The sequence below is a fragment of the Micromonospora sp. NPDC048843 genome (assembly GCF_040649965.1).
GTDB classification, from domain to species: Bacteria; Actinomycetota; Actinomycetes; order Mycobacteriales; family Micromonosporaceae; genus Micromonospora; species Micromonospora hortensis.
Map to the genome: position 1 here is coordinate 1 of NZ_JBEZGJ010000102.1, position 26,456 is coordinate 26,456.

Consider the following 26,456-nt stretch of genomic DNA (forward strand, 5'->3'; position numbering starts at 1 on the left):
ATCTGCGCCCGCTCCGCGGACGACAACCTCTGCCCCGGCATGACCCCTCATCCTGACGAGAATCCACCCCGTTGCAACAACCACTTGAGCCCAAGCAGCCCGGATGCCCCGACTTCACGTAGCCCGCCGCGGGGGGCGCGTAGCCGTCGGCCGGCTCGCCGGGCGCGGTGCCGGCGGTCGCGTCGGTGCCGGCGTGCGGACCGAACGTGCGGGGCTCGGTCCATTCGGTCGGCGTGGTGGTGGGCGGGGGCGGTGCTGAACCGCCCGACTGTGCCGACCCCGGTCGGGGCGGCGGGGCAGCTTCCTCGGTCATGCTTCGATCCTGCTGCCCGGTCCACCCGAACGGCCTCAGGACCCGACCCTGACCCCACCCTGAGATCCGGCGGCCGGAATGTCGGGGGCGTCCCCGTGGTCGCGGACGCCGCAGCGTGTGACGATCGAGTCACCGACCTCCACCTGTCCGCCACAGTGACCAGGGAGCCTCCGATCAGCACCGTGACCTCGCCCCCGCGCCTGTACCGCGCCCCGGAGCACCGGATGGCCGCCGGCGTCGCCGCCGGTATCGCCGACCATCTCGGCATCTCGGTGCTGCGGGTGCGCGTCGCGTTCATGGTCCTGCTCGGTCTGAGCGGGCTCGGCCTGCTGCTCTACGCGGCGTTCTGGGCGGTGGTGCCGCTGCGTCCCGGTGACACAGCGGTGCCGCCCCGGCGGGACGTCGCCCAACTTCTGCCGTTCGTGGGGATCGGGCTCGGTGTCCTGCTGATCCAGGTGATGGTCTTCGACTCGGTCGGCGCGGCGGGCACCGCCGGTTGGTTGGTGGCCATCATCGCGGTCGGCGCCGGGGTCATCTGGCACCAGTCCGCGCCCGAACGGCGGCGACAGTGGGGCGAGGCCATGCCGGTGCCCTGGCTCGGCGCGGTCGTCGAGGAGAGCGACCGGCGGGCCTTCGTGCTGCGGTTCATCGGCGGGGGAGTGCTGGTCGCGGTCGGCATCATCGGCGTCGCGGCCGTCTACTCACCGGCACAGAACTTCGACGCGGTGATCAATGGCGTGATCTTCGCGTTGGTCGGGCTGGCGGGCGTCGGCGTGGTCGCCGCGCCGGTGCTCTGGCGGACGTACAGCCAGCTCCGCTCGGAGCGCGAGGGGCGCATCCGCGAGCAGGAGCGGGCCGAGTTGGCAGCGATGGTGCACGACCAGGTGCTGCACACGTTGGCCCTGATCCAGCGCAACGCCGGCGACGTCAAGACGGTGCAGCGGCTGGCCCGAGGGCAGGAGCGTTCGCTGCGCAACTGGCTCTACAAGCCGACCGCTTCGCCGAGCGAGCGTTTCGCCGCCGCTCTGGAACAGGCCGCCGCCGAGGTCGAGGACACCTTCGCGATCAGCGTGGAGACGGTGGTGGTGGGGGACCGGGAGACCGACGAGAAGGTCGGGGCGCTGGTCGCGGCCGCGCGGGAGGCGTTGGTGAACGCGGCCCGGCACGCCGGCGTGCAGACCGTGTCGCTCTACGCCGAGGTGGAGCCGGATCAGGTCAGTGTCTTCGTCCGTGACCGGGGGAAGGGCTTCGATCCGGATACCGTGGAGGACCACCGGCACGGCGTACGCGGCTCGATCATCGGGCGGATGAAGCGGCACGGCGGACGGGCCGAAATACGGTCCGGCCCGGGGGAGGGGACCGAGGTCCGGTTGATCCTGCCGATCTCCCGGGACTCGTCCGCAGCGGAGAGGAACAGATGACCATGGCTGAGCAGTCGACCGAGCACCTCGACCCGGCGGAGGCCCGCCCCGAGCGGCTGCGGGTGTTCCTGGTGGACGACCACGCCATGTTCCGAGCCGGGGTGCGCGCGGAGCTGGGCGCCCACGTCGAGGTGGTGGGCGAGGCGAGCACCGTGGCCGAGGCGGTCACCCGGATCGCCGCCGTCGGCCCGGACGTGGTGCTGCTCGACGTGCACATGCCCGACGGTGGCGGTCGTGCGGTGCTGGAGGCGATGCGGCGTACGCACCCGCAGGTCAAGTTCCTCGCGTTGAGCGTCTCCGACGCGGCGGAGGACGTGATCGGGTTGATCCGTGCCGGCGCCCGTGGGTACGTCACAAAGACCATCTCCCCGGACGAGTTGGCTGCCGCGATCCGTCGCGTGGCCGACGGGGACGCGGTGTTCAGCCCACGGCTGGCCGGGTTCGTGCTGGACGCCTTCGCGGCCCGGCCGGACGCGCCGGTGGCCGACCCGGAGCTGGACCAGCTCACCAACCGTGAGCGTGAGGTGCTGCGGCTGCTGGCCCGGGGGTACGCGTACAAGGAGATCGCCAAGGAGCTGTTCATCTCCATCAAGACTGTGGAGACGCACGTGTCGAACGTGCTGCGCAAGCTTCAGATGTCCAACCGCTACGAGCTCTCCCGTTGGGCGGCGGATCGCCGCCTCGTGTGACGGCGCGTCGTTTACCGGCGAGGAGACGGCGCGTCGGCACCGGCGAGGATCAGAGAAACGTCCGGCGCGCCCTCGTACACCCAGCCGATGATCGTGTCCGGGTAGCCGTGGGGGCCCTCATCCGGATGGCTCGAAACGTGAGTGGTGATGGACGTCCCACCGGGCTCGGGTGACCTCGGGGCTCACGCAGGGGCCGAGGCCGACTGTTCGGGTGGCGCAACGTATTTCCTGCTCAGTGCCGCCCGCGTCGGGCGTTTTATGATCATTTTTCAAGTATCGGCAACGTGGCGGGCAACTAACGGCTTGATAACGGCACCTTCACGGAAGAGGCCAGTGGGTGTCACAGTGGCAGCACCTCACCATCGGTGTGTGGCACTCCGTACGCCCCACGACCACGATTCCGCCGATCTCGGCGGCCCGTGGCTGTGTCGATTGCGTCGTGCCAAGCCTCGTTGGTGGGGGAGCCCGGCGGATCGGAACATCAGGGGTGTCCCCAACTTCCCTGTGGTCCCGGCGACCCGCGCCCCCGGGGTGGTCGGGCGGTGTCACCCCCAAACGTGCGTGAAACCCACGACGGAACCTGGTTAGAAAGAGGAGGCCCCTCGGAATGAGAGTCTCGAAGCGGGCGACGAGCGCCATCGCGCTCAGCGCGGCTGCCGCGCTTGTCGCGAGCGGTTGCTCGAGCGGCGGCGGCGACGAAACTGCCGCCAGCGCGGATGGCTCGATCGTTGTTCACGGCGTCCAGCCGGAGAACCCGCTGGTCCCGTCGAACACCACGGAGACCGGTGGCGGCAAGATCATCGACTGGCTCTTCACTGGCCTGGTCGAGTACCCGAACGACGGTGGGGCCCCGCGTAACGCGCTTGCGGAGTCCATCAACACCACGGACTCCAAGGTCTTCACGATCAAGATCAAGGCCGGTACCAAGTTCCACGACGGTACCGAGGTCAAGGCGAAGAACTTCGTCGACGCCTGGAACTGGGCCGCCTACTCGCCGAACGGTGCGCAGAACGGCACCTTCTTCGCGGACATCGCGGGCTTCGACCAGACCTACACCACGGACCCGGATGGCGCGGACGGCCCGAAGAAGGCCCCGACGCCGACGACCGACAAGATGTCCGGCCTGAAGGTCATCGACGACCAGACCTTCGAGGTCACCCTGGCGGCGCCGACCGCGGTCTTCCCGACCAAGCTCGGCTACAGCGCCTTCATGCCGCTGCCGGACGTGTTCTTCACCATGAAGCCGGAAGAGTTCGGCCGCAAGCCGATCGCCAACGGCCCGGTGAAGTTCGTGTCGTGGGAGGACAACTCCCTCATCAAGCTGACGCGCTTCGACGACTACAACCTTCGCGACAAGATGAAGGTCAAGGACGTCGACGTCAAGCTGTACCAGGACGACAACGCGGCCTACGCCGATCTGCTGGCCAACAACCTCGACTTCATGGAGGTTGTCCCCACCTCGGCGCTCGCCGGCGACAAGTGGAAGACCGACCTCGGTGACCGGGGCCGCTCGACCGTCACGCCGTCGACCGCGTTCATCGCGTTCCCGATCTACGACAAGCGCTTCCAGAACCCGAAGCTGCGTCGTGCGGTGTCGCTGGCGGTCAACCGGCAGGAGATCTCCGACAAGATCTTCTTCGGCACCCGCAAGCCGGCCGACAGCTGGGCGAACCCGCTGACCCCGGGCGCCAAGCCGGGCAACTGCACCGCCTGCAAGTTCGACCCGGCCACGGCCAAGACGCTGCTCGCCGAGGCCGGTGGCTTCAGCGGTGAGATGGTCTTCTACTACAACGCGGACTCCGCCCACAAGGACTGGATGGACGCCGTCGCGCAGCAGATCAAGACCAACCTCAACATCAACGCCCGGGCCGAGGGTGTGCCGACCTTCGCGGTGTTCCGCCAGAACATCAACGCCCACAAGATGAACGGCCCGTACCGCGCTGCCTGGCAGCAGGACTACCCGGACGTCGAGAACTGGGTCAACCCGCTGTTCATCACCAACGGCTCCTCGAACGACGGCCTCTACAGCAACCCCGAGGTCGACGCTCTTGCCAAGCAGGCCAGCGGCGCTCCGAGCCTGGAGGCCTCGCACGAGGCGTTCGCCAAGGCGGTCGAGAAGGTCGACCAGGACGTCCCGAGCATCCCGGTCTACTTCTACGGTCAGCAGTCCGGCCACTCGGAGAAGATCAAGAAGCTCGAGCTGAACAACGTCGGCGAGATCGACATCACCTCGGTCGAGCTCTGATCCGAACGGTCTGACCCCGGGTCGGGCTCGCCACATCCGGTGAGCCCGACCCGGGGCCGTTCCGCGATTGGGTGTTACAACACTCCACTCGCACGTTGTCACCACCGTGTCGGCCGTCCGACGCGCCCCCTGTCTGGAGGACCACCCCATGGGCCGTTATCTGTTGAGACGGCTGCTCCAACTCGTGCCGGTCTTCATCGGTACGACGTTCCTGATCTACTGGCTCGTCTGGGCCGTTCCGGGCGATCCGTTCGCCGGCAAGTGCGGTGAGCGTCGCTGCCCGGACCAGTACATCGCCTTCATGACCGAGAAGTACCACCTCGACCAGAACGTCTTCGTGCAGTACGCCAACTACATGAAGAACCTGCTCCAGGGCGACTTCGGTCAGACGTTCTCGCAGCGCGAGATCAGCGACATCATCCTGACTTCGTACCCGAACACCCTGAAGCTGGCCGTCGTGGCGCTCGCCATCGAGGCCGTGATCGGCCTCGGCGCCGGCGTGCTGAGCGGTCTGCGGCGTAACGGCTTCCTGGACAACCTGGTCCTGGTCTCCACCCTCTTCCTGATCGCACTGCCGGTCTTCGTGGTCGGCTTCGTGCTCCAGTGGCTGCTGGGTGTGCAGTGGGGCATCATCAAGCCGACCGTCTCCTCCGAGATGCGGTGGTCCGAGCTGATCGTGCCCGGCTTCGTGCTCGGCAGCGCGTCAGTGGCGTACATCGCACGGGTGGCAAGAACGAGCATCGCGGAGAACCGCCGCGCGGACTACGTGCGTACCGCCATCGCCAAGGGCCTGCCGATGCGCCGAGTCGTTGGTGTGCACCTGCTGCGCAACTCGCTCATCCCGGTGGTGACCCTGCTCGGCACCGACCTCGGCGCCCTGATGGGCGGCGCGATCGTCACCGAGGGAATCTTCGGCATCAACGGGATCGGCCGCCAGGTCTTCCGAGCGATCATCACCAAGGAAAGCGCCACCGTAGTAGGCATCGTGGTCGTCCTGGTGCTGGTCTATCTCGTGATGAACCTGCTGGTTGACCTGCTCTACGCCGCCCTGGACCCGAGGATCCGTTATGAGTGACCCGAGTACCGCATCGATCGTCAGCACCCCTGGCGCACACCCCACCGACTCCGCCGCCCCCGCCACCGCGGGCCAGCCGCAGAGCAACGACAAGCCGCGCGGCCTGCTCGGCGACGCCTGGCGGGACCTGCGACGCAAGCCGCTGTTCTGGATCTCGGCCACGCTGATCGTGATCTTCCTGCTGATGGCGGCCTTCCCGGCGCTGTTCGCCCCGGGCGACGCGGTCAACGGCTCGCTGTCCCGCAGCCTCGACAAGCCGTCGGCCAATGGCTGGTTCGGCTACGACGTGCAGGGCCGTGACGTCTACGCTCGCGTCATCTACGGTGCGCGTGCGTCCATCCAGGTCGCCGTGCTCTCCGTGCTGGGCACCCTGCTCATCGGCGGAACCATGGGCATCATCTCCGGTTACCGCGGTGGCTGGGTGGACGCGCTGCTCAGCCGGATCGCCGACGTCTTCTTCGGTCTGCCCTTCGTGCTCGGCGCGATCGTCATCCTGACCACCTTCAACGGCTCGGGCGCCGGCAACAGCAAGAACAAGATCATGGGCCTGGTGACCGCGTCCCTGATCGTGCTGAGCTGGCCGGTAGTGATGCGACTGATGCGCTCCTCGGTGCTCGCCACCAAGGAGGCCGACTACATCGTGGCGGCCCGCGCACTGGGTGCTGGCACCGGCCGGATCATCCTCAAGCACCTGCTGCCGAACTGCCTGGCCCCGTTGCTGGTGTACGGCACGATCATGGTCGGCTCGTTCATCGGCGCCGAGGCCACCCTGTCGTTCCTGGGCGTCGGTCTGAAGTCGCCGGTGGTGTCCTGGGGCATCATGATCAGCGACGGGCAGCAGTTCATCCGGGTCGCGCCGGGGCTGGTGTTCTTCCCCGCCGCGTTCCTCGTCACCGCAGTGCTGAGCTTCGTGATGCTCGGTGAGTCGGTCCGCGAGGCCCTCGATCCGAAACTCCGCTAGGGGAGATCCAGTTGTCCGACATTCTCGTGTCCGAGCAGTCAGCGCCGGGACCCGGCGGGTCCGGGCGTCCCTCCGGCCGCCTGCTCGAGGTCGACGACCTGCGGGTGGAGTTCCGCACCCGGGACGGCGTCGCAAAGGTCATCAACGGGGTCACGTACCACGTCGACGCGGGGGAGACCCTCGCCGTGCTCGGCGAGTCCGGCTCCGGTAAGAGCGTCACCGCGCAGACCATCATGGGCATCCTCGACACGCCGCCCGGCTTCGTCACCGGTGGGCAGGTCCGCTTCCACGGCAAGGACATGCTCCGCATGTCCGACGAGGAGCGCCGCCGCATCCGCGGCGAGGGCATCGCGATGATCTTCCAGGACGCGCTCTCCGCGCTGAACCCCGTCTTCACCGTCGGGTTCCAGATCGCTGAGCAGTTCCGGGTCCGGCGGGGCATGAGCCGCGCGGAGGCCAAGAAGCGCGCGATCGACATGCTCGACCAGGTCAAGATCCCGAACGCCAAGGGCCGGTTCAACAACTACCCGCACCAGTTCTCTGGCGGTATGCGGCAGCGCGCGATGATCGCGATGTCGCTGGCGCTCGACCCCGAGGTGCTGATCGCGGACGAGCCGACCACCGCCCTCGACGTGACGGTGCAGGCCCAGATCATGGACCTGCTGGCCGAGCTTCAGCGCGAGCGGCAGATGGGCATGATCCTGATCACCCACGACCTCGGCGTGGTCGCCGACGTCGCGGACCGGATCGCTGTCATGTACGCGGGCCGGATCGTCGAGGAAGCCGACGTGTACGAGCTGTACGCCAAGCCGGCGCACCCGTACACGCTGGGTCTGATCGACTCGATCCCGCGCCTCGACGAGAAGGGGCAGCAGCTCCGGACGATCAAGGGCCTCCCGCCGAACCTGATGAACATCCCGCCGGGCTGCCCGTTCAACCCGCGGTGCCCGATGGCTCAGCCGGTGTGCCGGGAGAAGGTCCCGCCGCTGCTGCAGGTCGGCCCCGCTCGGGCCAGCGCCTGCCACTTCGCCGAGGAGCTGGTGAACCGTGTCTGAGAACATCCTCGAGGTCAATGACCTGGTCAAGCACTACCCCGTCACGCAGGGTGTGGTGTTCAAGAAGACCGTCGGCCAGGTCAAGGCGGTCGACGGGGTCTCGTTCGGACTGCGCGCCGGTGAGACGCTCGGTGTGGTCGGCGAGTCCGGCTGCGGTAAGTCGACGCTTGCCCGGGTGCTGATGAACCTGGAGAAGCCGACCGCCGGCAACGTGGTCTACAAGGGCCAGGACATCTCGAAGCTGTCCGGTGGGGCGCTGCGACGTCTGCGCCGGCAGATCCAGCTGGTCATGCAGGACCCGTACACCTCGCTGAACCCGCGGATGACCGTCGGTGACCTGCTCGGCGAGCCGTTCGAGATCCACCCGGAGGTGGCGCCGAAGGGCAGCCGCCGGGCCAAGGTTCGCGAGCTTCTCGACCTGGTCGGGCTCAACCCCGAGCACATCAACAGGTACCCGCACCAGTTCTCCGGCGGTCAGCGTCAGCGCATCGGCATCGCCCGCGCGCTCGCGCTGCGGCCCGAGATCATCGTCTGCGACGAGCCGGTGTCGGCGCTGGACGTCTCCATCCAGGCCCAGGTCATGAACCTGCTGGAGCAGTTGCAGGGCGAGTTCGGCCTCTCGTACGTCTTCATCGCGCACGACCTGTCGGTGGTCCGCCACCTCTCGGACCGGGTCGCGGTGATGTACCTCGGCAAGATCGTCGAGATCGGCACCGAGGACGAGATCTACGAGCGACCGACCCACCCGTACACCCAGGCGCTGCTCTCCGCGGTGCCGGTGCCGGACCCGACCCAGCGGAACAACAAGACGATCATCCGGCTCACGGGTGACGTGCCGTCGCCGATCAGCCCGCCGTCGGGCTGCCGGTTCCGGACCCGCTGCTGGAAGGCGCAGGACGTCTGCGCCGAGCAGGTCCCGCTGCTGGAGATCCGTCGGGACTCGGACCACCCGAGCGCCTGCCACTTCGCGGAGAAGCGCGAGATCGTCGTAACCCACGAGGCGTGAGTCACCGAAACCGCCTGCCGCCGTCACCACGACGACGGCAGGCGGTTTCGTCTGTCAGTGACCCGGATCGGCAGCGCGGCGCCTGGCCGCCCACGCGACGTCAGTGAGCAGACGGGCGGTGTGGCTCACCAGGGGGCCGTGGCCCGGTTCGACGCGGGCTGGGACGGCTCACAGCGGGCCGCGGCCCGCGCGGAGCAGCAGCAGGGCGAGCTGGGTGCCGTCGGCGCCGAGCGCGACCCGGAAACGCTCCAGGATCTCCCGTTCCCGGGAGAGCACCAGGCGGGTCCCTCCGGACGCCATCCGGGTCACCCCGACCTCCTGGGACAACGCGGCCCGCTCCTGCCAGAGCGTGATCAACTCGTGGTCGATCGCGTCGATCCGTTCCCTGATCTGCACGATCCGCGCCGAGGCGGACGGCTCCTGGGTGCCGGTCTGCTGCTCGGCCGGCTCGGCGTCCGCCCCGGCCGGTGGTGTGGCCACCGCCGGCTCAGTGCCCTGCACGGCGGGCTGCCCCGGTCGGATCGGGCTGCCGCTCTGCTCCATCACGTCTGTCATCATCGGGTACCTCTCGCACTGTGGTGCCCGGTGCCCGGAACCTGGGACGGAAAAAGCCCCGGACTCCAGGAGCCCGGGGCTTTAGCAGGTCTGAATCGATCAGGCGCGACCTACGGCAGCCGGACTCCCGGTGCCATAGTAAAAGTAGAAGCGCGCAGCGATCACGCCGTCGAGTATGCCCACGTCGTTGCCGGGTGCGCAAGCATTCCGCGTCGCGGAGGGCGCCTTTCGCCGGTGGGCGTGCCGGGTGGTGGTGCGTGCCGTCGGGCACGAGCCGCTGAGCGCCAGAGGCGCAGTGTCCGGCCCGCGGCATAGACTTGTCGGGCGATGCATCCTCTCTTCGACATCCCCGCGTCCCCGCCTGCGCCGGAGTCCGCGCCGGCCCGCCCGCACCGACCCGGGGCGGCCGCCGCGCGTCTCGATCCGCAGCAGCTGCTCGCCGGGCTGAACGGGCCGCAGCGCGACGCCGTCAGCCATGCCGGCTCGCCGCTGCTGATCGTGGCCGGCGCCGGGTCCGGCAAGACCCGGGTGCTCACGCACCGGATCGCCTATCTCCTCGCCGCTCGGGACGTGCACCCCGGTGAGATCATCGCGATCACCTTCACCAACAAGGCCGCCGGCGAGATGAAGGAGCGCGTCGCCGCGCTGGTGGGCCCCCGGGCCCGCCTGATGTGGGTGTCGACGTTCCACTCGGCCTGCGTGCGGATCCTGCGTGCCGAGCACGAGCACGCCGGCCTCAAGTCGACGTTCTCGATCTACGACGCTGACGACTCCCGCCGGCTGATGCAGTTGGTGACCCGCGAGCTGGATCTCGACCCGAAGCGTTACCCGGCGCGTGGACTGGCCGCCCAGGTCTCCAACCTCAAGAACGAGCTGGTCGACCCGGAGCAGTTCGCCGCACGGGCCACCGGGCCCAACGAGCGGGCGCTGGCCGAGGCGTACACGCTCTACCAGCGTCGGCTGCGTGAGGCGCACGCCCTGGACTTCGACGACCTGATCATGACGACGGTGCACCTGCTCCAGTCCCACCCGCACGTCGCGGAGAGCTACCGTCGGCGGTTCCGGCACGTGCTGGTGGACGAATATCAGGACACCAACCACGCCCAGTACATCCTGATCAAGGAGCTGGTGTCCGGCACCGAGGGGGTGGAGCCGGCCGAGCTGTGCGTGGTCGGCGACGCCGACCAGTCGATCTACGCATTCCGGGGTGCGACGATCCGCAACATCCTGGAGTTCGAACGGGACTACACCGACGCGCGGACGATCCTGCTGGAGCAGAACTACCGCTCCACCCAGACCATTCTCAACGCGGCCAACGCGGTGATCGACCGCAACACCTCCCGCAAACCGAAGCGGCTGTGGAGCGAGGCCGGCGCCGGCGAGCAGATCGTCGGTTACGTGGCCGACACCGAGCACGCCGAGGCCGACTGGGTGGCCCGGGAGATCGACCGGCTGGTCGACGCCGACGAGACCCGCCCCGGCGACGTCGCCGTCTTCTACCGCACCAACGCGCAGTCCCGCGTCTTCGAGGAGGTGTTCATCCGGGTCGGCCTGCCCTACAAGGTGGTCGGCGGGGTGCGCTTCTACGAGCGCAAGGAGGTCCGCGACGCCCTGGCGTACCTGCGTTCAGTGGTCAACGACGACGACACGGTGAGCCTGCGGCGAGTGCTCAACACCCCGCGCCGGGGCATCGGCGACCGCGCCGAGGCGTGTGTCGAGGCGCTCTCCAGTCGCGACCGGATCTCCTTCGGCGCGGCGCTGCGCCGGGCCCGGGAGGCGCCGGGCATCTCCAGTCGGGCGGCCAACGGCATCGCGGACTTCGTGGCGCTGCTCGACGGCGGCCGCGAGCTGGCCGAGACCGGCACCCCGGAGGAGGTGCTGGAGGCGCTGCTGACCCGTTCCGGCTACCTCACCGAGCTGGAGGAGAGCCTGGACCCGCAGGACGCCGGCCGGGTGGACAACCTCCAGGAGCTGGTCAGCGTCGCCCGCGAGTACACCGAGCGGATCGAGGCGTTGGGCGAGGAGGGGGAGCGGGCCACCCTGGCCGGTTTCCTGGAGCAGGTGGCGCTGGTTGCCGACGCCGACCAGATCCCCTCCGACGACCCCGACCACCAGGGCGTTGTCACCCTGATGACGCTGCACACCGCCAAGGGGCTGGAGTTCCCGGTGGTCTTCCTGACCGGGCTTGAGGACGGCGTCTTCCCGCACCTGCGCTCGCTGGGCGACACCCGCGAGTTGGAGGAGGAGCGCCGCCTGGCGTACGTCGGCATCACCCGTGCCCGACAGAGGCTCTACATGTCCCGGGCGGTGACCCGCTCGGCCTGGGGGCAGCCGTCCTACAACCCGCCGTCGCGCTTCCTGGAGGAGCTGCCGACCGAGTTGGTGCACTGGGAGCGCACCGAGGGGTCGTACACCTCGTGGGCTGGCGGGGGCGGCGGCGTCGGTGGCCGTGCGGACCGCGCGCCCGGCGTGCGTGGCAACTTCACTGGGGGCACACCGAAGGCGGCGCAGCTGGCCCAGCGGCTCGGCGTGGACGCCAGCCGGCTGACCACTGCCAGCGAGCTGCCGCAGGGGCCGAACGTGTCAGCGGGCGACCGGGTCAACCATCAGCGGTACGGGTTGGGGCGGGTGCTCGCCGTCGAGGGGCACGGCCCGGGTGCCCGCGCGCAGATCGACTTCGGCGACCAGACCATGTGGCTGGTGCTCCGGCACGCTCCGGTCGACAAGCTCTGATCCGTCGCGCCCGCACCATTGCACTGAAGTAGGGAAGGAGGGGCCTCAGGCCCCTCCTTCCCTACCGTTGCGCCCGGACCGCGCCGGGATGTCGCCTCAGCAGCCCAGGTCGACGCCGTGGGCCCGCATGAACGGGGCCGGGTCGATCTGGTTCCACATGCCCTGGTGCACCTCGAAGTGCAGGTGCGGGCCCGTGGCATCGCCGGTGGCGCCCTCGTAGCCGATGACCTGGCCGGCCTTGACCTTCTGTCCCACGGTGACAGCGATGCGGCTCTGGTGGGCGTAGTGGGTCAGGTAGCCGTTGCCGTGGTCGATGAAGACGGAGTTGCCGTACCCGTCGGAGGCGTCGCCGGCCTGGGTCACCGTGCCGGCTGCCGCTGCGTGGATCGGCGTACCGGAGGGCAGCGCCAGGTCGATGCCGGCGTGCAGGGTGCCCCAGCGCTGCCCGTAGCAGGACGTGACGGCTGCGCCCGGCATCGGGTCGACCCAGGCGGGGGTGGGCCTGGTGGTCTTCTTCGGCTTGGGCTTCGGCTTGGCCTTCGCGGCGGCCGTCTTCGCGGGGGCCGGGCTGGCGCTGGCCGCCGACGGGCTGGGCGTCGGGCTGAGCGAGGGGGTGACCGGCGTGCTCGACTCACGAACCGAGCGGTCGGCCCGGCTCGCGGCCTCGGCCCGGCCCTGGGCGTCGAGGGAGACGGCAGCGGGTGCCGGGTGGTCGGTGCCGCTCGTGGCGACGGCGACACCACCGAGGCCGAGGGCTACCAGGGCGGCGGCTCCGAGCACGATGAGACGGTTCCGTCGGCCGGTGCGCTGCGGCGGCGCGGTCTGGCTGGTGTCGGGGGTGTTCTCGTTCTGGACGGGGCTGTCTTCTTGCACGGCGGACCTTCACAGTCGAGGGGCACTTGACCTCGAAATACTGGTGTCGGGCCAAGGTGTGGCAGGCACGGGGACCGAACCCTCGGACCGAGAGCGGAAGATGGCGTGCCCGGATATGACCCGCTGTGCGGTGCTACATCCGGATAAGTGATCATGTTGAAGGGTGCCGTCGGTCACATTCGAGGCTGTGACAGGGGATACATCCGCCAGGACCACCCAAAGCAAAACCGCCCGGATCGACAGATCCGGGCGGTCAACGGTCGTTACGCGCCGTCAGGAGGTGGCTACCTCGTGTAGATTGCCTCGACTTGCAGCTTGATGTCCACTCCGCGCTCCTGAAGGAACGGCACCGGGTCGATCGGCTGCCCCTTGACATGGATCTCCAGGTGCAGGTGGGTGCCGTACGCGTGGCCGGTCTGACCCACGAGGCCGAGCTGGTCGCCCGCCTTGATCTGCTGGCCTTCCTTCACGCTTACCGCGGAGGAGTGGCCGTAGATGGCCTCACTGCCGTCGGCGTGTTGGACGATCACCGCGTTGCCGTACCCGCCGAACCAGCCGGCCTTGGTGACCAACCCGTCGTGGATCGCCACGTAGGGCGTGCCCTCGCCGGCGACCAGGTCCACGCCGGTGTGCATCTTGCCCCAGCGGACGCCGTACGGGGAGTTGAAGTCGTAGCCCTGCAGCGGCAGCAGCCAGACCTCGAGCTCGGCGCTGTCAGTGCTGCGGCTGTCCCGGGAGGCGCGGTCGGCGTTGTCCGCACGGGCCGCGGCGTCCTGGCTGGTGACCGACGCCTGCTTGAGCTCGTCGAGGACCGTGGGGCTGACGTCCTTGGCGTCCGGCAGGGCGCTCGCGCCGAGGGCCACGATGCCGGCACCGACGAACGCGGTGGTGACGACAGCGGCGTAACGGCTGCGGGGTGGGGTGGGTACGCGGCGGCGACCGCGATATCGATCGGGCTCAGACGACAGGCGCTGGCGCACGCACACCCTCCGTTGTCGGGGTTCCGAAGCGGCCGGTGGGCGTCCCCTGGAGCTCCAGGGAGACGTCCGCTGACCGCGTCGTCACCCGTCCATGGACCTGATGACAACCGTGGACACGTTAGCCAACCGCCAGGCGAGTCACAAGCTAGACCGAAAAATTGGCGTGTCGATCTGTCCGTTTGCGTCCATGATTGTCATGCATCGCGACGCCGAACGGTGCCCCCGTCGCTGCCCGTTCGTCGCCGAGCGTGACCGTTCCGGCGGAGTCGTCCGGCTTGACTCCGGACGGCACCGGGATGGTCTCCCCGGCCCTGCCAGCGGCGTGGCGGTGGTGAAGCCGGGACGGCGTCAGGTGGGACCTCTCCGGGTTGCGCGGTGGACACGCCGGGTAACTGTCGGTGGCAGAGCCCGGATTTCTCGGGCCGGGCCCGCCGGGTTACCGTTCGTTAAGGTGAAGGCGGTCAAGCCGGTGAAAGGTGTGCGCTGATGAGCTCTCGGATTCGGGTCGTCGTCGCGAAGCCTGGCCTGGACGGCCACGACCGGGGCGCGAAGGTCGTCGCGCGCGCCCTGCGGGATGCCGGGATGGAGGTCGTCTACACCGGCCTGCACCAGACTCCCGAGCAGATCGTGGAGACCGCCATCCAGGAGGACGCCGACGCGGTCGGCCTGTCAGTGCTCTCCGGGGCGCACATGACGCTCTTTCGGCGGGTGCTGGAACTGCTCGGTGAGCGGGACGCCCGCGACATCGTCGTGTTCGGTGGCGGCATCATTCCGAACGGCGACATTCCCGAGTTGGAGAAGCTGGGCGTCGCGAAGATCTTCACGCCGGGCGCCACCACTCAGGCGATTGTCGAGTGGGTCCGACAGAACGTGGCCCAGCCGGTTTCCTGAGGCACGCCGATCTGCTGCGCCACCGATTTTGGGCACGGGGGAGGGGCCGGACGCACCCCTCACACGTCCGGCCCCTCTATGCACGATGCCCCGCCGCCACCCCTCGACCGACAGGGCATCGGCCGTATCCCGTCTTTGCGCTGTTCAGCGCTCCGACATCTGACTCAACGACGCCCCCACGACAGGGTTACGCAAGCCGGACAACATCGCCCGGACGGTGGATGCCGCCCGAGTCATGGCCGGAAACCGGCCACACCTGATGTCCGGTTGTGCATTACCGCACACCGTGCACCCGCTCGGTTGCCGGTGGTGCCGACCTCGCTAGGCTGCGGCCAATGGCCTGTTTCAACTGATGACAGGCGTCAAACTGTTTTCTGAACGCTGGTGGCGGCGCGACGGCGCGCCGCGGAGACGGGACGGGACGCGCAATCGTGGACCTGTACGAGTACCAGGGGCGGGACCTGTTCGAGCGGCACGGCTTGCCCGTGCTGGCCGGCGGCGTCGCCACTACCCCGGAAGAGGCCCGCGCGATCGCCGAACGCCTTGGCGGCCGTGTGGTCGTCAAGGCGCAGGTAAAGGTCGGCGGCCGAGGTAAGGCCGGCGGCGTCAAGCTGGCCGAGGGCCCGGATGAGGCGGTCGCCCGGGCCACCGACATCCTCGGCATGGACATCAAGGGTCACACCGTCCACAAGGTCATGATCACCGTGACCGCGGACGTGGCCGAGGAGTACTACTTCTCGTACCTGCTCGACCGGGCGAACCGCACCTTCCTCTGCATCGCCAGCGTCGCCGGCGGCATGGACATCGAGCAGGTCGCCGCCGAGACCCCCGACAAGGTCGTGAAGGCCCCGATCGACGCCGTGAAGGGCGTGGACGAGGCCAAGGCTCGCGAGATCGTGACCGCTGCCGGCTTCCCGGCCGAGGTCGCCGACCAGGTGGTCGAGATCGCGGTGGGCCTGTGGCAGGCGTTCGTCGCCGAGGACGCCACCCTGGTCGAGGTCAACCCGCTCGCCAAGAACGGCGATGGTCGGATGCTGCTGCTCGACGCCAAGATCAGCCTGGACGAGAACGCGGCGTTCCGGCACCCGGACCACGAGGCGCTCGTCGACCAGGCCGCGGTGGACCCGCTGGAGCAGGCCGCCAAGGCCAAGGACCTCAACTACGTCAAGCTCGACGGCGAGGTCGGCATCATCGGCAACGGCGCGGGTCTGGTCATGTCGACCCTCGACGTTGTCGCGTACGCCGGTGAGCGGCACGGCAACGTCAAGCCGGCCAACTTCCTCGACATCGGCGGCGGCGCGAGCGCCGCCGTGATGGCGAACGGGCTGGAGATCGTGCTCTCCGACCCGGCCGTGAAGAGCGTCTTCGTCAACGTCTTCGGCGGCATCACCGCCTGCGACGAGGTTGCCAACGGCATCATCCAGGCGCTGGCCCTGCTCGAGCAGCGCGGCGAGCAGGTCACCAAGCCGCTCGTCGTCCGTCTCGACGGCAACAACGCCGAGGCTGGCCGGGCGATCCTGGACAGCGCGAACAACCCGCTCGTGCAGCGGGTGGACACCATGGACGGTGCGGCCGAGCGGGCCGCCGAGCTGGCAGCTGCGGGGGTCTGATCATGGCTATCTGGCTGACCAAGGACTCGAAGGTCATCGTCCAGGGGATGACCGGTTCCGAGGGTTCCAAGCACACCCGGCGGATGCTGGCCGCCGGCACCAACGTGGTGGGTGGCGTCAACCCGCGCAAGGCGGGCCAGAAGGTGGACTTCGACGGCACCGAGCTGCCGGTCTTCGCGTCCGTCGCGGACGCGATGGCCGAGACCGGGGCCGACGTCACTGTCATCTTCGTGCCGCCGCAGTTCACCAAGGCCGCAGTGGTCGAGGCGATCGACGCCGCGATCGGCCTGGCCGTGGTGATCACCGAGGGCGTCCCGGTGCACGACACCGCGTCGTTCTGGGCGTACAACGTCTCGCAGGGCGAGCGGACCCGGATCATCGGGCCGAACTGCCCGGGCATCGCCTCGCCGGGCGCGTCCAACGCCGGCATCATCCCGGCCGACATCACCGGCTCCGGTCGGATCGGCCTGGTCAGCAAGAGCGGCACGCTGACCTACCAGATGATGTACGAGCTGCGCGACATCGGTTTCTCCACCTGCGTCGGCATCGGCGGTGACCCGATCATCGGGACCACCCACATCGACGCCCTCGCGGCGTTCGAGGCCGACCCGGAGACCGACGCCATCGTCATGATCGGTGAGATCGGTGGCGACGCCGAGGAGCGGGCCGCCGAGTTCATCAAGGCCAACGTCACCAAGCCGGTGGTCGGCTACATCGCCGGCTTCACCGCTCCGCCCGGCAAGACCATGGGTCACGCCGGGGCGATCATCTCCGGCTCCGCCGGCACCGCCGAGGCGAAGCAGGCGGCTCTGGAGGCCGTCGGCGTCAAGGTCGGCAAGACGCCGACCGAGACCGCGAAGCTGATGCGGGAGATCATGTCCGGCAGCTGAGCCGGTCAGGCAACACGAAGGGGGTCGACCGGTCACGGTCGACCCCCTTCGGCGTACGCGTCAGTCGTTGTTCCAGAACGGGTAGTTGCCGGTCGAGCGCAGGATCGCCCCGCCGATGATGTTGATCACGCCGAACGCGATGGCGAGGTAACCGAGCAGCGGCGACTGCCCGTACCGCCGGGCGTCGCGGATGGACAGGTAGCCGAAGACGATGCCGAAGATGCCGCAGCAGATCAGTCCCAGCACGATTCCCAGCACGCCCCAGAGGGTGGTGCGGTCGCGTCCCTGGGCCGGTGGCGGCGGGGGAGGCGGGTATGGCGTCGTCACAGCTTCCTCCGAGCGGTCGTGGGCGACGTGCCGGCCCGGACCGCGACCGGTGGGCCCGTCCCGGGTGGCGGCGACTCGCGCCCCCTCAGGGCCGAGGCTAGACCGGCCCGGGTGGGCAGGACGTTGGTTCGGTGAACTCGCCGACCTTAGGAGGGGTTAACGGACTGCCACCGCCCGCGCGACGTGCCAGAGTAGAGCGGATGTCCCCCGTCACCCCTGACCGTCCCAGCCGTCCCGGCGGTGTGAGCGCCGACGACCGGCCGGTCGACCGCGCCGCACCGGCCCGGCGGGTGCCCGCGCCTCGCGCGGGCGGGTCGCCTCGCGGGCGTGCGCCGTTGCCCGTCGCCGCCGGGGTGGCCGCCTGCTGGGCCGCCCTCACCTCCTACCTGCCGGTCGCCATCGTGCTCGGCCTGGTGCAGCTCGGCGCGGACTCCACCACACTGACCGGCACCCTGCGCACCGCGCTGGCCGGCTGGCTGCTCGGGCACGGCGTGCCTCTGCACACCGAGACCGGGCCGCTCGGGCTCGCCCCGCTGGCGTTGACAGTGCTCGCGCTCTGGCGGCTGACCCGCGCCGGCGTGCACGTCAGCCGGGCGATCGGTGCTCGCGACACCCGCTCACCGCGCCGGGCACTGCTCGCCGCGGTAGCGGTCGGCATCGCGTACGCGCTGCTCGGCGCGCTCGCGGCGGTGCTGGTCGGCACGGGTGGGCCGACTGTGTCGCTGATCCGGGCGGGCGCCACGTTCGCGGCGGTCGGCACACTCGCCGCGCTGGTCGGCGCGGTCCGGATCACCGCAGTGACCCGGCTGCTCGTCACCCGGCTTCCGGGGCCGGTGCGCGACGGCGTTCGCACCGGCCTGGTGGCCGGGCTGCTGCTGCTCGGCGCGGGCGCGGGCGCAGCCGGTCTTGCGGTGGCCACCGGCGGCGGCGACGCGGCCGACATGATCGGGGCGTACCGGACCGGGGTCGCCGGGCAGGCCGGCATCACCCTGGTCAGCGCCGCGTACGCACCCAACGCGGCGGTCTGGTCGACCAGTTACCTGCTCGGGCCGGGGTTCGCGGTCGGGACCGACACCGCGGTCCGTACCAGCGAGGTGTCGGTCGGCGCGCTGCCGGCCGTGCCGCTGCTCGCTGGCCTGCCGCGTGGCCCGGTGGACGGCTTGGGCGCCCTGCTGCTCGCGGTGCCGGTGCTGGCCGGGATGGTCGCCGGTTGGCTGCTCGCCCGGCGGGTGGCTCGACTCGCCGTCCCGGAGCGGGCCGCGCAGCGCTGGGCCGAGTTGCTGGCGCCGGCGGTGCTGGCCGGGCCGGTGGCCGGCGTGGTGCTCGGCGCGGCCGCGGCGATTTCCGGCGGGCCGCTCGGCGCCGGTCGGCTGTCCCAGGTCGGGCCTGTGGGTTGGCAGGTCGGGGCGGTGGCGGCCGGTGTCATAGCGGTCGGCGCGCTGCTCGGTGCCGCCGCCACCCGGGCGCTGACCCGCGGGCCCACGCAGTAGCGCCGCCACCTGGGCGCTGACCTGCCGACCCGCGCCGTAGACGAGCGCGGGGCGCCCCGGGCGAACCCGGAGCGCCCCGCCGAATCCGCGCCCGTCAGGGCTGGGTGGGCAGGTTGACCTGCGCCACGACGCTCAGGATGAGCAGGAGGATGCCCAGCCCGACGCCAACCGCGCCGCAGATCAGACCGGCCTTGGCCTGGCCGGCGTTGTTGGCCTGGCCCTGGGCCACCTTCTGCTTGGCGAGGTAGCCGGTCACGATGCCCGCGATGCCGACCGGGATGCCCAGGTACAGGCAGCAGATCAGCGGGATCGACGCGATACCGAGGATCATCGACACCAGGCCGAGGGTGTTGTTCTGCCCCTGTGCCTGCGGGTACCCGGCGTTCGGGTAGGTCGGGCCGGCACCGTACGGGGGCTGCTGCTGCGCGTACGGGTCCTGGTACGGCGGCTGCTGACCGTACGGCTGCCCCGAGGTGGGCTGCTGGCCGTACGGAGCCTGCGGCGCGGCGTACGGGTCCTGCGGCTGCTGGCCGTACGGCTGGCCGGAGGTGGGCTGCTGGCCGTACGGGGCGGCCGGCGGCTGCGGAGCGGTCGGGTCCTGGTTGGGCTGCTGGCCGTACGGGTCCTGACCGGGGTTACCGGGCTGCATTCGAGAAGCTCCTTGGACTGGTTCCGTCAGTTGGTGCTCTTTATTTCCATCCATGATCGCGGTCAGTCCTCCCAAAGCCCAGTACAGCAACAGGACGACATGTCTCCCAAAGCAGGCAAACTTGCCCTTGTCGACCGCTTCGTGTGCCGGATCAGGGGCGGTGTGTGGGCCGGCGCGGCGTTCGGCCCGAGCGAGCGGCAGCGTACCGGGTCGACGCACGTCGGCACCGTCGAAGATCGGCGCACCGCCCAGTCGAAGGGCGTCCCTGACCTGCCCGATAGGGTGGCCCGGTGACCGAGCCCGCGCCTGTCGCCCGCATCGTCGTCCTCATCTCCGGCTCCGGGAGCAACCTTCAGTCGCTGCTGGATGCCGCCGCCGACCCCGCGTACGGCGCACAGGTCGTCGCGGTCGGCGCGGACCGCGACGGCATCGCGGGCCTGGACCGGGCCGACGCGGCGGGGGTGCCGACCTTCGTCGAACGGGTCCGCGACCACGACACCCGGGAGGACTGGGACCGCGCGCTCACCGCGCACGTCGCGAAGCACCAACCCGACCTGGTCATCTCCGCCGGTTTCCTCAAGCTGGTCGGCCCGCACTTCCTCGCCGCCTTCGGCGACCGCTACCTGAACACCCACAACACGCTGCTGCCGGCGTTTCCCGGCATCCACGGCCCGCGTGACGCCCTCGCCTACGGCGTGAAGCTCACCGGAGCCACCCTCTTCTTCGTCGACGCCGGCATGGACACCGGGCCGATCGTCGCGCAGGTAGCGGTGCCGGTGCTGGACGACGACGACGTCGACACGCTCACCGAGCGCATCAAGGAAGCCGAGCGACGCCAGCTCGTCGAGCAGGTCGGTCGGCTGGTCCGCGAAGGCTGGACCATCACCGGAAGGAAGGTCACGGTTCCGTGAGTCCCACTCAGGACGGGCGCCGCCCGATCAGGCGGGCGCTGGTCAGCGTCTACGACAAGACCGGGCTGGTCGAGCTGGCTCAGGCCCTGCACGCGGCCGGTGTGGAGATCGTGTCCACCGGCAGCACGGCGGGCACCATCGCCGCCGCCGGGGTGCCGGTGACGCCGGTGGAGACGGTGACCGGGTTCCCCGAGGTGCTCGACGGCCGGGTCAAGACCCTGCACCCGAAGGTGCACGCGGGTCTCCTCGCGGACCTGCGCAAGGACGCGCACGTGGCACAGCTCGACGAGCTGGGCGTGGCGGCGTTCGACCTGCTGGTCTCCAACCTCTACCCGTTCCAGGCGACCGTCGCCTCCGGCGCCGGCGTCGAGGAGTGCGTGGAGCAGATCGACATCGGTGGCCCGGCCATGGTGCGGGCCGCCGCCAAGAACCACGCCTCGGTTGCCGTGCTCACCGACCCGGCCGGCTACCCGGCGCTGATCGGTGCGCTCAGCGAGGGTGGCTTCACGATGGCCCAGCGTCGCGCGCTGGCCGCCCGGGCGTTCGCCGACATCGCCGAGTACGACGTCGCGGTGGCCCAGTGGTGCGCCCAGGAGCTGGCACCCGCCGACGACTCGTGGCCGCAGTTCGCGGGGTTGGCGCTGCGCAAGTCGACAGCGCTGCGCTACGGCGAGAACCCGCACCAGCCCGCCGCGCTCTACACCGACCCCGACGCCCCGGCCGGGCTGGCGCAGGCCGAGCAGCTGCACGGCAAGGAGATGTCGTACAACAACTACGTCGACGCCGACGCCGCCTGGCGGGCCGCCAACGACTTCGCCGACCAGCCGGCGGTGGCGATCATCAAGCACGCCAACCCGTGCGGCATCGCGGTCGGCGCGGACGTCGCCGAGGCCCACCGCAGGGCGCACGCCTGCGACCCGGTGTCGGCGTACGGCGGTGTCATCGCTGTCAACCGGTCGGTCTCGGTCGAGCTGGCCCGGCAGGTCGCCGAGATCTTCACCGAGGTGGTGGTCGCCCCCGGCTTCGACGAGGGCGCGGTCGAGGTGTTGCAGGGCAAGAAGAACATCCGGCTGCTGCGGGCACCGGCCTGGAAGCCGGCGCTGGTGGAGTTGCGGCAGGTGACCGGTGGCGTGTTGGCCCAGGTCGCCGACCGGGTCAACGCCCCCGGCGACGACCCGGCCAACTGGCAGTTGGCGACCGGCGAGGCCGCCGACGAGGAGCTGCTGCGGGACCTCGCGTTCGCCTGGCGGGCGGTCCGCGCCGTGAAGAGCAACGCGATCCTGCTCGCCAAGGACGGCGCCACCGTGGGCGTGGGCATGGGTCAGGTCAACCGGGTCGACTCGGCGCAGCTCGCGGTCAGCCGCGCCGGCGCCGACCGGGTCCGCGGCTCGGTCGCCGCCTCGGACGCGTTCTTCCCGTTCGCCGACGGCCCGCAGATCCTCATCGACGCCGGCGTCCGCGCCATCGTGCAGCCCGGCGGCTCCATCCGCGACGAAGAGGTCATCGAAGCGGCAAAGAAGGCCAACGTAACGATGTACCTAACCGGTACCCGCCACTTCTTCCACTAACCCCCCGGCGTCCCGGTCCCCGGGCCAGACCCCGTCGATCATGAAGTTATTGCCCTGCACGTCGGCGTGTCAGGGCAATAACTTCATGATCAACCGCAGGGGGTGGGTCGGTTAGGCCGGGGTGGTGGGGCGAAGTTCGGCGAAGTGGCAGGCGGACGGGTGGGGGTCCGCTGCCCGGGGAACGGTCGCCGGGTCCTCGGTGGCGCAGATGTCCTGGGCCTTCCAGCAGCGGGTCCGGAAATGGCACCCGCTCGGCGGGTCGGCCGGGCTCGGCACGTCGCCGACCAGCCGGATCATGTTGCGCTGGTCGCGGGCCTCCGGGTCCGGCACCGGCACGGCAGAGAGCAGAGCCTGGGTGTACGGGTGGGTGGCCCGCTCGTAGATCTCGTCCTCGGTGCCGATCTCGACGATCCGGCCGAGGTACATCACCGCGACGCGGTCGGCGATGTGCCGCACCACCGACAGGTCGTGCGCGATGAAGATGTACGACAGCCCCAGCTCGCCCTGTAGCTGCTTGAGCAGGTTGATCACCTGGGCCTGGATGGAGACGTCGAGCGCCGACACCGGCTCGTCGCAGACGATCACCTCGGGCTTCAGCGCGAGGGCGCGGGCGATGCCGATGCGCTGACGCTGACCGCCGGAGAACTGGTGCGGGTACCTGTTGATGTGCTCCGGGTTGAGCCCGACCAGGTCCAACAGCTCCTGGACCCGCTTGGCCTTGCTGCCCTTCGGCGCGGCGTCCGGGTGGATCTCGAACGGCTCGCCGATGATGTCGCCGACGGTCATCCGCGGGTTCAGCGACGTGTACGGGTCCTGCATCACCATCTGCATGTTGCGGCGCAGCCGGCGCAGCTCACCCCCGGAAGCCTTGAACAGGTCCTTGCCCTCAAGGGTCGCGCGTCCGGAGGTGGGCGTCTCCAACCGCATTAGCAACCGGGCGAGGGTGGACTTGCCGCAGCCGGACTCGCCGACCACGCCGAGCGTCTCGCCCCGGCGCAGCTCGAAGCTCACCCCGTCGACGGCCTTGACCGCCCCGATCTGCCGCTGGAAGAGCACGCCCTGAGTGATCGGGAAGTGCTTCACCAGGTTGTCGACGGAGAGGATGGTCTCGCCGCGGACCTTTGTGGGGTTAGCGGGCGACGCTGTCATCACGGACCTCCTGCGCGAAGTGGCAAGCGCTGGTCCGGCCATCGCCGAGGACCAGGTCGTGCGGCACCTCGTCCACGCAGACCTGCTGGACGTACGGGCACCGTGGGTGGAACGGGCAGCCGGACGGGATGCGCATCAGGTTCGGCGGCAACCCCTTGATCGTCGACAGTTCCTGGCCGCGAACGTCCAGGCGCGGGATCGACTCCAACAACCCCTTGGTGTACGGGTGGGCGGGCGCCTTGTAGAGCGAGCGGACGTCGGCGTGCTCGACGATCCGGCCGGCGTACATGACAGCGATCCGGTCCGCGACACCGGCGACCACACCCAGGTCGTGGGTGATCAGGATCATCGCCATGTTGAGTTCCCGGCGCAGGTCGGCCAGCAGGTCCATGATCTGGGCCTGCACTGTCACGTCGAGGGCCGTGGTGGGCTCGTCGGCGATCAGGACCTTCGGGTCCAGTGCCAACGCCATGGCGATCATGACGCGCTGTCGCATGCCGCCGGAGAACTGGTGTGGGTAGTCGCCGATCCGCTTGGCGGCACCCGGGATCTTGACCAGATCCATCAGTTCGACGGCACGACGTCGAGCGTCGGCCCGGGACATGCCGGCGCGCTGGCGAAGCGTCTCACCGATCTGCCAGCCGACCGGGAAGACCGGGTTGAGGGCGGAGAGCGCGTCCTGGAAGATCATCGCGATCTCCTTGCCGCGTACCTGCCGGCGCTGCTCCTCGGAGCGGGTCAGCAGGTCCTCACCCTGGTAGAGGATCTGGCCGGAGCGGACGAACGCGGGCGGGGTGTCCAGGATGCCCATGATCGCCTGGGCGGTGACCGACTTACCTGAGCCGGATTCGCCGAGCACGGCAAGGGTCTCGCCGGCGTCCAGGTGGTACGACACACCGTTGATCACCCGAGCGACACCCTCGTTGGTGCGGAACTCGACGTGCAGGTCCCGCAACTCCAGCAGGTGACCGCCCTCGGGTGTGGCAGAGGCGGGAGTTGGATTGACGGTCAAGACTGTGCCTGCCTTTCACTCGCGACTGCGGGGCTCGCTCCGCTCACTCCTCGCGCTCGCACGGATGTTCTCACCGCAGCTTCGGGTCGAAGGCGTCACGGATCGCGTCGCCGAGCATGATGAACGCCAGCACGGTCAGCGCCAGGAAGGCCGACGGGACGATCAACGGGGTGGCCGCCTCCCGCATGTGGATCCGGCCGGTGTCGATGTCCTGCCCCCACGAGATGGTGGGCGCCTTCAGGCCGATGCCGAGGAAGGAGAGCGTCGCCTCGGCCGCGATGAACGAGCCGAGCGCGATGGTCAGTACGACGATCGCCGGGGCCAGCGAGTTCGGCAGGATGTGCCGCCACATGATCCGGCTGTTGCCGGCGCCGAGCATCCGGGCCGCCGCGACGTAGTCCTGCTCCTTCGCAGTGATCACCGAGGACCGGACCACGCGGGCGGCGGTGGTCCAGCCGAGCAGAGCCAACACGAAGACGACAGCGCCGATCCGAGCCGCCTGGCTGTCACTGGACACCCGCTTGAGCAGCACGATCGCGGCCAGCAGCAGCGGGATGCCGAGCACCACGTCGATCACCCGGGAGAGCACAGCGTCGACCCAGCGGCCGAAGTAACCGGCCAGCATGCCGATCACCAGCGCGATGATGCCGGTGCCGAGCGCGGCGAGCGCGCCGACCAGCAGCGACGCCCGGGTGCCGTGGACCGCCCGGGAGTACGTGTCGCAGCCCTGGAAGTCGTACCCGAAGATGGCCCCGCCGGACGGCCCGGCGTGCTGCCGGGAGAGCAGGCAGTCGTTCGGGTTGTTGGCCGTGAAGACCCCGGGGAGCAGTGCCATCAGGGAGAAGATGACGACCAGCGCCAGCGAGATCCAGAAGATCGGGTTGCGGCGCAGGTCGCGCCAGGCGTCACCGGCCAGGCTGCGGGGCTTGTTCGCGGCGCCGACCTGGTTGGGCGTGCCCGGCTCTCCCGAGGGGCCACGTCGTGCGGCCTGGTTCTCGGTGGCCGCCACAGTTTCAAAATCACTCATGCCGCCACCTCGCTGCGCTCGGCGCCGGCATGAGAGCCCAGGCACGCTGCGCTGATGATTCGTTCGCTGCGCTCACTCATAGCGGATCCTCGGGTCGAGTACGGCGTACAGGACGTCCACCACCAGGTTCGAGACCAGGTAGACCACGACGAGCACGCTCACGATGCCCACCACCAGGGGGCCGTCCTCGGTGCGGATGCCGCGGAAGAGGTTGAAGCCCACGCCGGGAATGTTGAAGACGCCCTCGGTGATGATCGCGCCGCTCATCAGGTTGCCCAGTTCGACACCGAGGAAGGTGACCACCGGGATCAGCGAGTTGCGCAGCACGTGGACGACGACGATGCGCCGTTTGACCAGGCCCTTGGACCGGGCGGTCCGGACGTAGTCGGCGCGCAGGTTCTCCGCCACCGAGGCCCGGGTGAGTCGTAGGGCGGTGGCCAGCGACAGCGAGCCGAGCACGATGCCCGGCAGCAGGAGCGCGTAGAACGAGGGGTCGGAGCCGGCGGTGGGTGGGAAGAGCTGCCACTTGACGCCGAGGAAGTACTGCGCCAGCGGCGCCAGCACGATGGTCGGGATGCCCAGCACCAGCAGGGTCAGCACCAGCGTCGAGTTGTCGAAGATGCTGGCCCGGCGGATGCCGGCGAGCACCCCGGCGGTGACGCCGAAGATGATCGCCACAGCGAGCGCGATGAGCGCGAGCCGCACGGTGACCGGCCAGGCCTGCTGAAGGATGTCACCGATGTTCCGACCGGTGAGTGACTCGCCCAGGTTGCCCTGGAGCAGGTTCTTCACGTAGTCGAAGTAGCGGTAGAAGAAGCCGCCGACGCCGGTGGCGTCCAGGTGGTACTTCTCGGTCAGGTAGGCCCGTTGCGCTGGCGTCACCGGCCGTTCGCCGGCGAGCGCCTGGATCGGGTCGCCCTGCCCGGCGACCCGGGCCGCGCGGGCCGAGGAGGAGTACGAGCTGTGGGACGACCGGATGAAGGTCGTGGAGGACGGCATCGCCTCACGGGAGCGTGCCCGGACGTT

General features: G+C 69.7%; 24 protein-coding genes. 15 read left to right on the forward strand and 9 right to left on the reverse strand.

The features are described from left to right. The first annotated feature begins 468 nt into the window (after positions 1 to 468). The 7 genes from AB0C20_RS22605 to AB0C20_RS22635 all read left to right on the forward strand — a co-directional run bounded on the left by AB0C20_RS22605 (position 469) and on the right by AB0C20_RS22635 (position 8,765). The gene (locus AB0C20_RS22605) at positions 469 to 1,734 is read left to right on the forward strand and encodes an ATP-binding protein (RefSeq protein ID WP_238687763.1); all 1,266 of its coding nucleotides are present in this window, start codon (positions 469 to 471) and stop codon (positions 1,732 to 1,734) included. 2 nt (positions 1,735 to 1,736) lie between these two features. Beyond that, positions 1,737 to 2,423 (forward strand): response regulator transcription factor, encoded by a 687-nt coding sequence (locus tag AB0C20_RS22610; protein ID WP_088950154.1) that lies wholly within the window; start codon positions 1,737 to 1,739, stop codon positions 2,421 to 2,423. Between the two features lie 607 nt (positions 2,424 to 3,030). Continuing rightward, positions 3,031 to 4,668 carry an ABC transporter substrate-binding protein gene (locus tag AB0C20_RS22615; protein WP_238687762.1) on the forward strand — a complete coding sequence of 546 codons (1,638 nt, stop codon included), beginning with the start codon at positions 3,031 to 3,033 and terminating at the stop codon, positions 4,666 to 4,668. A 148-nt stretch (positions 4,669 to 4,816) separates the two neighbouring features. After that, complete coding sequence (locus AB0C20_RS22620; protein ID WP_238677478.1) at positions 4,817 to 5,743, forward strand: ABC transporter permease; 927 nt, start codon at positions 4,817 to 4,819, stop codon at positions 5,741 to 5,743. Then, positions 5,736 to 6,704: an ABC transporter permease gene (locus tag AB0C20_RS22625; RefSeq protein ID WP_238687761.1), complete on the forward strand. Its 969-nt coding sequence runs from the start codon at positions 5,736 to 5,738 to the stop codon at positions 6,702 to 6,704. The genes AB0C20_RS22620 and AB0C20_RS22625 overlap by 8 nt, the downstream gene beginning before the upstream one ends. Positions 6,705 to 6,730: 26 nt before the next feature. Continuing rightward, positions 6,731 to 7,759: an ABC transporter ATP-binding protein gene (locus AB0C20_RS22630; RefSeq protein WP_238687860.1), complete on the forward strand. Its 1,029-nt coding sequence runs from the start codon at positions 6,731 to 6,733 to the stop codon at positions 7,757 to 7,759. Then, the gene (locus tag AB0C20_RS22635; RefSeq protein WP_357568676.1) at positions 7,752 to 8,765 is read left to right on the forward strand and encodes a dipeptide ABC transporter ATP-binding protein; all 1,014 of its coding nucleotides are present in this window, start codon (positions 7,752 to 7,754) and stop codon (positions 8,763 to 8,765) included. The genes AB0C20_RS22630 and AB0C20_RS22635 overlap by 8 nt, the downstream gene beginning before the upstream one ends. A 168-nt stretch (positions 8,766 to 8,933) precedes the next feature. Here AB0C20_RS22635 and AB0C20_RS22640 read toward each other — a convergent pair whose 3' ends face one another. Further along, a complete protein-coding gene (locus tag AB0C20_RS22640) occupies positions 8,934 to 9,323 on the reverse strand; it encodes a chorismate mutase (protein ID WP_266304442.1) in 390 nt (129 codons plus the stop codon). A 324-nt stretch (positions 9,324 to 9,647) separates the two neighbouring features. Between AB0C20_RS22640 and pcrA the strand changes: the two genes are divergently transcribed. Continuing rightward, positions 9,648 to 12,053, forward strand: coding sequence for a DNA helicase PcrA (gene pcrA / locus AB0C20_RS22645; protein WP_357568677.1), 2,406 nt, complete (start codon positions 9,648 to 9,650; stop codon positions 12,051 to 12,053). A 96-nt stretch (positions 12,054 to 12,149) separates the two neighbouring features. On the opposite strand, the gene AB0C20_RS22650 is transcribed toward pcrA, so the two are convergent. Together AB0C20_RS22650 and AB0C20_RS22655 are read right to left on the reverse strand one after the other, a co-directional pair. Beyond that, on the reverse strand, positions 12,150 to 12,926 hold the full coding sequence (locus AB0C20_RS22650) for a M23 family metallopeptidase (RefSeq protein WP_357189847.1): 777 nt from the start codon (positions 12,924 to 12,926) through the stop codon (positions 12,150 to 12,152). A 284-nt stretch (positions 12,927 to 13,210) separates the two neighbouring features. Further along, entirely contained in the window at positions 13,211 to 13,906 is a 696-nt protein-coding gene (locus tag AB0C20_RS22655; RefSeq protein WP_357568678.1) for a M23 family metallopeptidase, read from the reverse strand. 486 nt (positions 13,907 to 14,392) lie between these two features. Between AB0C20_RS22655 and AB0C20_RS22660 the strand changes: the two genes are divergently transcribed. The 3 genes from AB0C20_RS22660 (at position 14,393) to sucD (ending at position 17,297) form a co-directional block, all read left to right on the forward strand. Further along, entirely contained in the window at positions 14,393 to 14,797 is a 405-nt protein-coding gene (locus AB0C20_RS22660) for a cobalamin B12-binding domain-containing protein (protein ID WP_030491849.1), read from the forward strand. 431 nt (positions 14,798 to 15,228) lie between these two features. Next, the gene (sucC, locus tag AB0C20_RS22665) at positions 15,229 to 16,407 is read left to right on the forward strand and encodes an ADP-forming succinate--CoA ligase subunit beta (protein WP_091406357.1); all 1,179 of its coding nucleotides are present in this window, start codon (positions 15,229 to 15,231) and stop codon (positions 16,405 to 16,407) included. Between the two features lie 2 nt (positions 16,408 to 16,409). Further along, on the forward strand, positions 16,410 to 17,297 hold the full coding sequence (sucD, locus tag AB0C20_RS22670; protein ID WP_357189852.1) for a succinate--CoA ligase subunit alpha: 888 nt from the start codon (positions 16,410 to 16,412) through the stop codon (positions 17,295 to 17,297). 60 nt (positions 17,298 to 17,357) lie between these two features. Here sucD and AB0C20_RS22675 read toward each other — a convergent pair whose 3' ends face one another. Continuing rightward, positions 17,358 to 17,624, reverse strand: coding sequence for a hypothetical protein (locus AB0C20_RS22675; RefSeq protein WP_091406354.1), 267 nt, complete (start codon positions 17,622 to 17,624; stop codon positions 17,358 to 17,360). Between the two features lie 200 nt (positions 17,625 to 17,824). Here AB0C20_RS22675 and AB0C20_RS22680 point away from each other — a divergent pair, with 200 nt between their 5' ends. Further along, positions 17,825 to 19,114 (forward strand): DUF6350 family protein, encoded by a 1,290-nt coding sequence (locus tag AB0C20_RS22680; protein WP_238687753.1) that lies wholly within the window; start codon positions 17,825 to 17,827, stop codon positions 19,112 to 19,114. 94 nt (positions 19,115 to 19,208) lie between these two features. Here AB0C20_RS22680 and AB0C20_RS22685 read toward each other — a convergent pair whose 3' ends face one another. Next, on the reverse strand, positions 19,209 to 19,763 hold the full coding sequence (locus AB0C20_RS22685; RefSeq protein ID WP_210783383.1) for a DUF4190 domain-containing protein: 555 nt from the start codon (positions 19,761 to 19,763) through the stop codon (positions 19,209 to 19,211). Between the two features lie 12 nt (positions 19,764 to 19,775). Here AB0C20_RS22685 and AB0C20_RS22690 point away from each other — a divergent pair, with 12 nt between their 5' ends. The 3 genes from AB0C20_RS22690 to purH are packed head-to-tail and all read left to right on the forward strand — an operon-like array spanning position 19,776 to position 22,242. Then, positions 19,776 to 20,057, forward strand: coding sequence for a hypothetical protein (locus AB0C20_RS22690; protein WP_238687751.1), 282 nt, complete (start codon positions 19,776 to 19,778; stop codon positions 20,055 to 20,057). Beyond that, entirely contained in the window at positions 20,054 to 20,674 is a 621-nt protein-coding gene (purN, locus tag AB0C20_RS22695) for a phosphoribosylglycinamide formyltransferase (protein WP_091406347.1), read from the forward strand. Before AB0C20_RS22690 ends, purN begins: the two co-directional genes overlap by 4 nt. Beyond that, the gene (purH, locus tag AB0C20_RS22700; RefSeq protein ID WP_357568679.1) at positions 20,671 to 22,242 is read left to right on the forward strand and encodes a bifunctional phosphoribosylaminoimidazolecarboxamide formyltransferase/IMP cyclohydrolase; all 1,572 of its coding nucleotides are present in this window, start codon (positions 20,671 to 20,673) and stop codon (positions 22,240 to 22,242) included. Before purN ends, purH begins: the two co-directional genes overlap by 4 nt. Positions 22,243 to 22,353: 111 nt before the next feature. On the opposite strand, the gene AB0C20_RS22705 is transcribed toward purH, so the two are convergent. From AB0C20_RS22705 to AB0C20_RS22720, 4 genes are all read right to left on the reverse strand, one after another. Then, positions 22,354 to 23,391: a dipeptide ABC transporter ATP-binding protein gene (locus AB0C20_RS22705; RefSeq protein ID WP_238687749.1), complete on the reverse strand. Its 1,038-nt coding sequence runs from the start codon at positions 23,389 to 23,391 to the stop codon at positions 22,354 to 22,356. Further along, positions 23,372 to 24,403, reverse strand: a complete 1,032-nt coding sequence (locus AB0C20_RS22710) for an ABC transporter ATP-binding protein (RefSeq protein WP_112583768.1) — start codon at positions 24,401 to 24,403, stop codon at positions 23,372 to 23,374. Before AB0C20_RS22710 ends, AB0C20_RS22705 begins: the two co-directional genes overlap by 20 nt. A gap of 70 nt (positions 24,404 to 24,473) precedes the next feature. Next, the gene (locus AB0C20_RS22715; RefSeq protein WP_357568680.1) at positions 24,474 to 25,430 is read right to left on the reverse strand and encodes an ABC transporter permease; all 957 of its coding nucleotides are present in this window, start codon (positions 25,428 to 25,430) and stop codon (positions 24,474 to 24,476) included. 72 nt (positions 25,431 to 25,502) lie between these two features. Further along, positions 25,503 to 26,429, reverse strand: a complete 927-nt coding sequence (locus AB0C20_RS22720) for an ABC transporter permease (RefSeq protein ID WP_357568681.1) — start codon at positions 26,427 to 26,429, stop codon at positions 25,503 to 25,505. Positions 26,430 to 26,456: the final 27 nt, after the last annotated feature.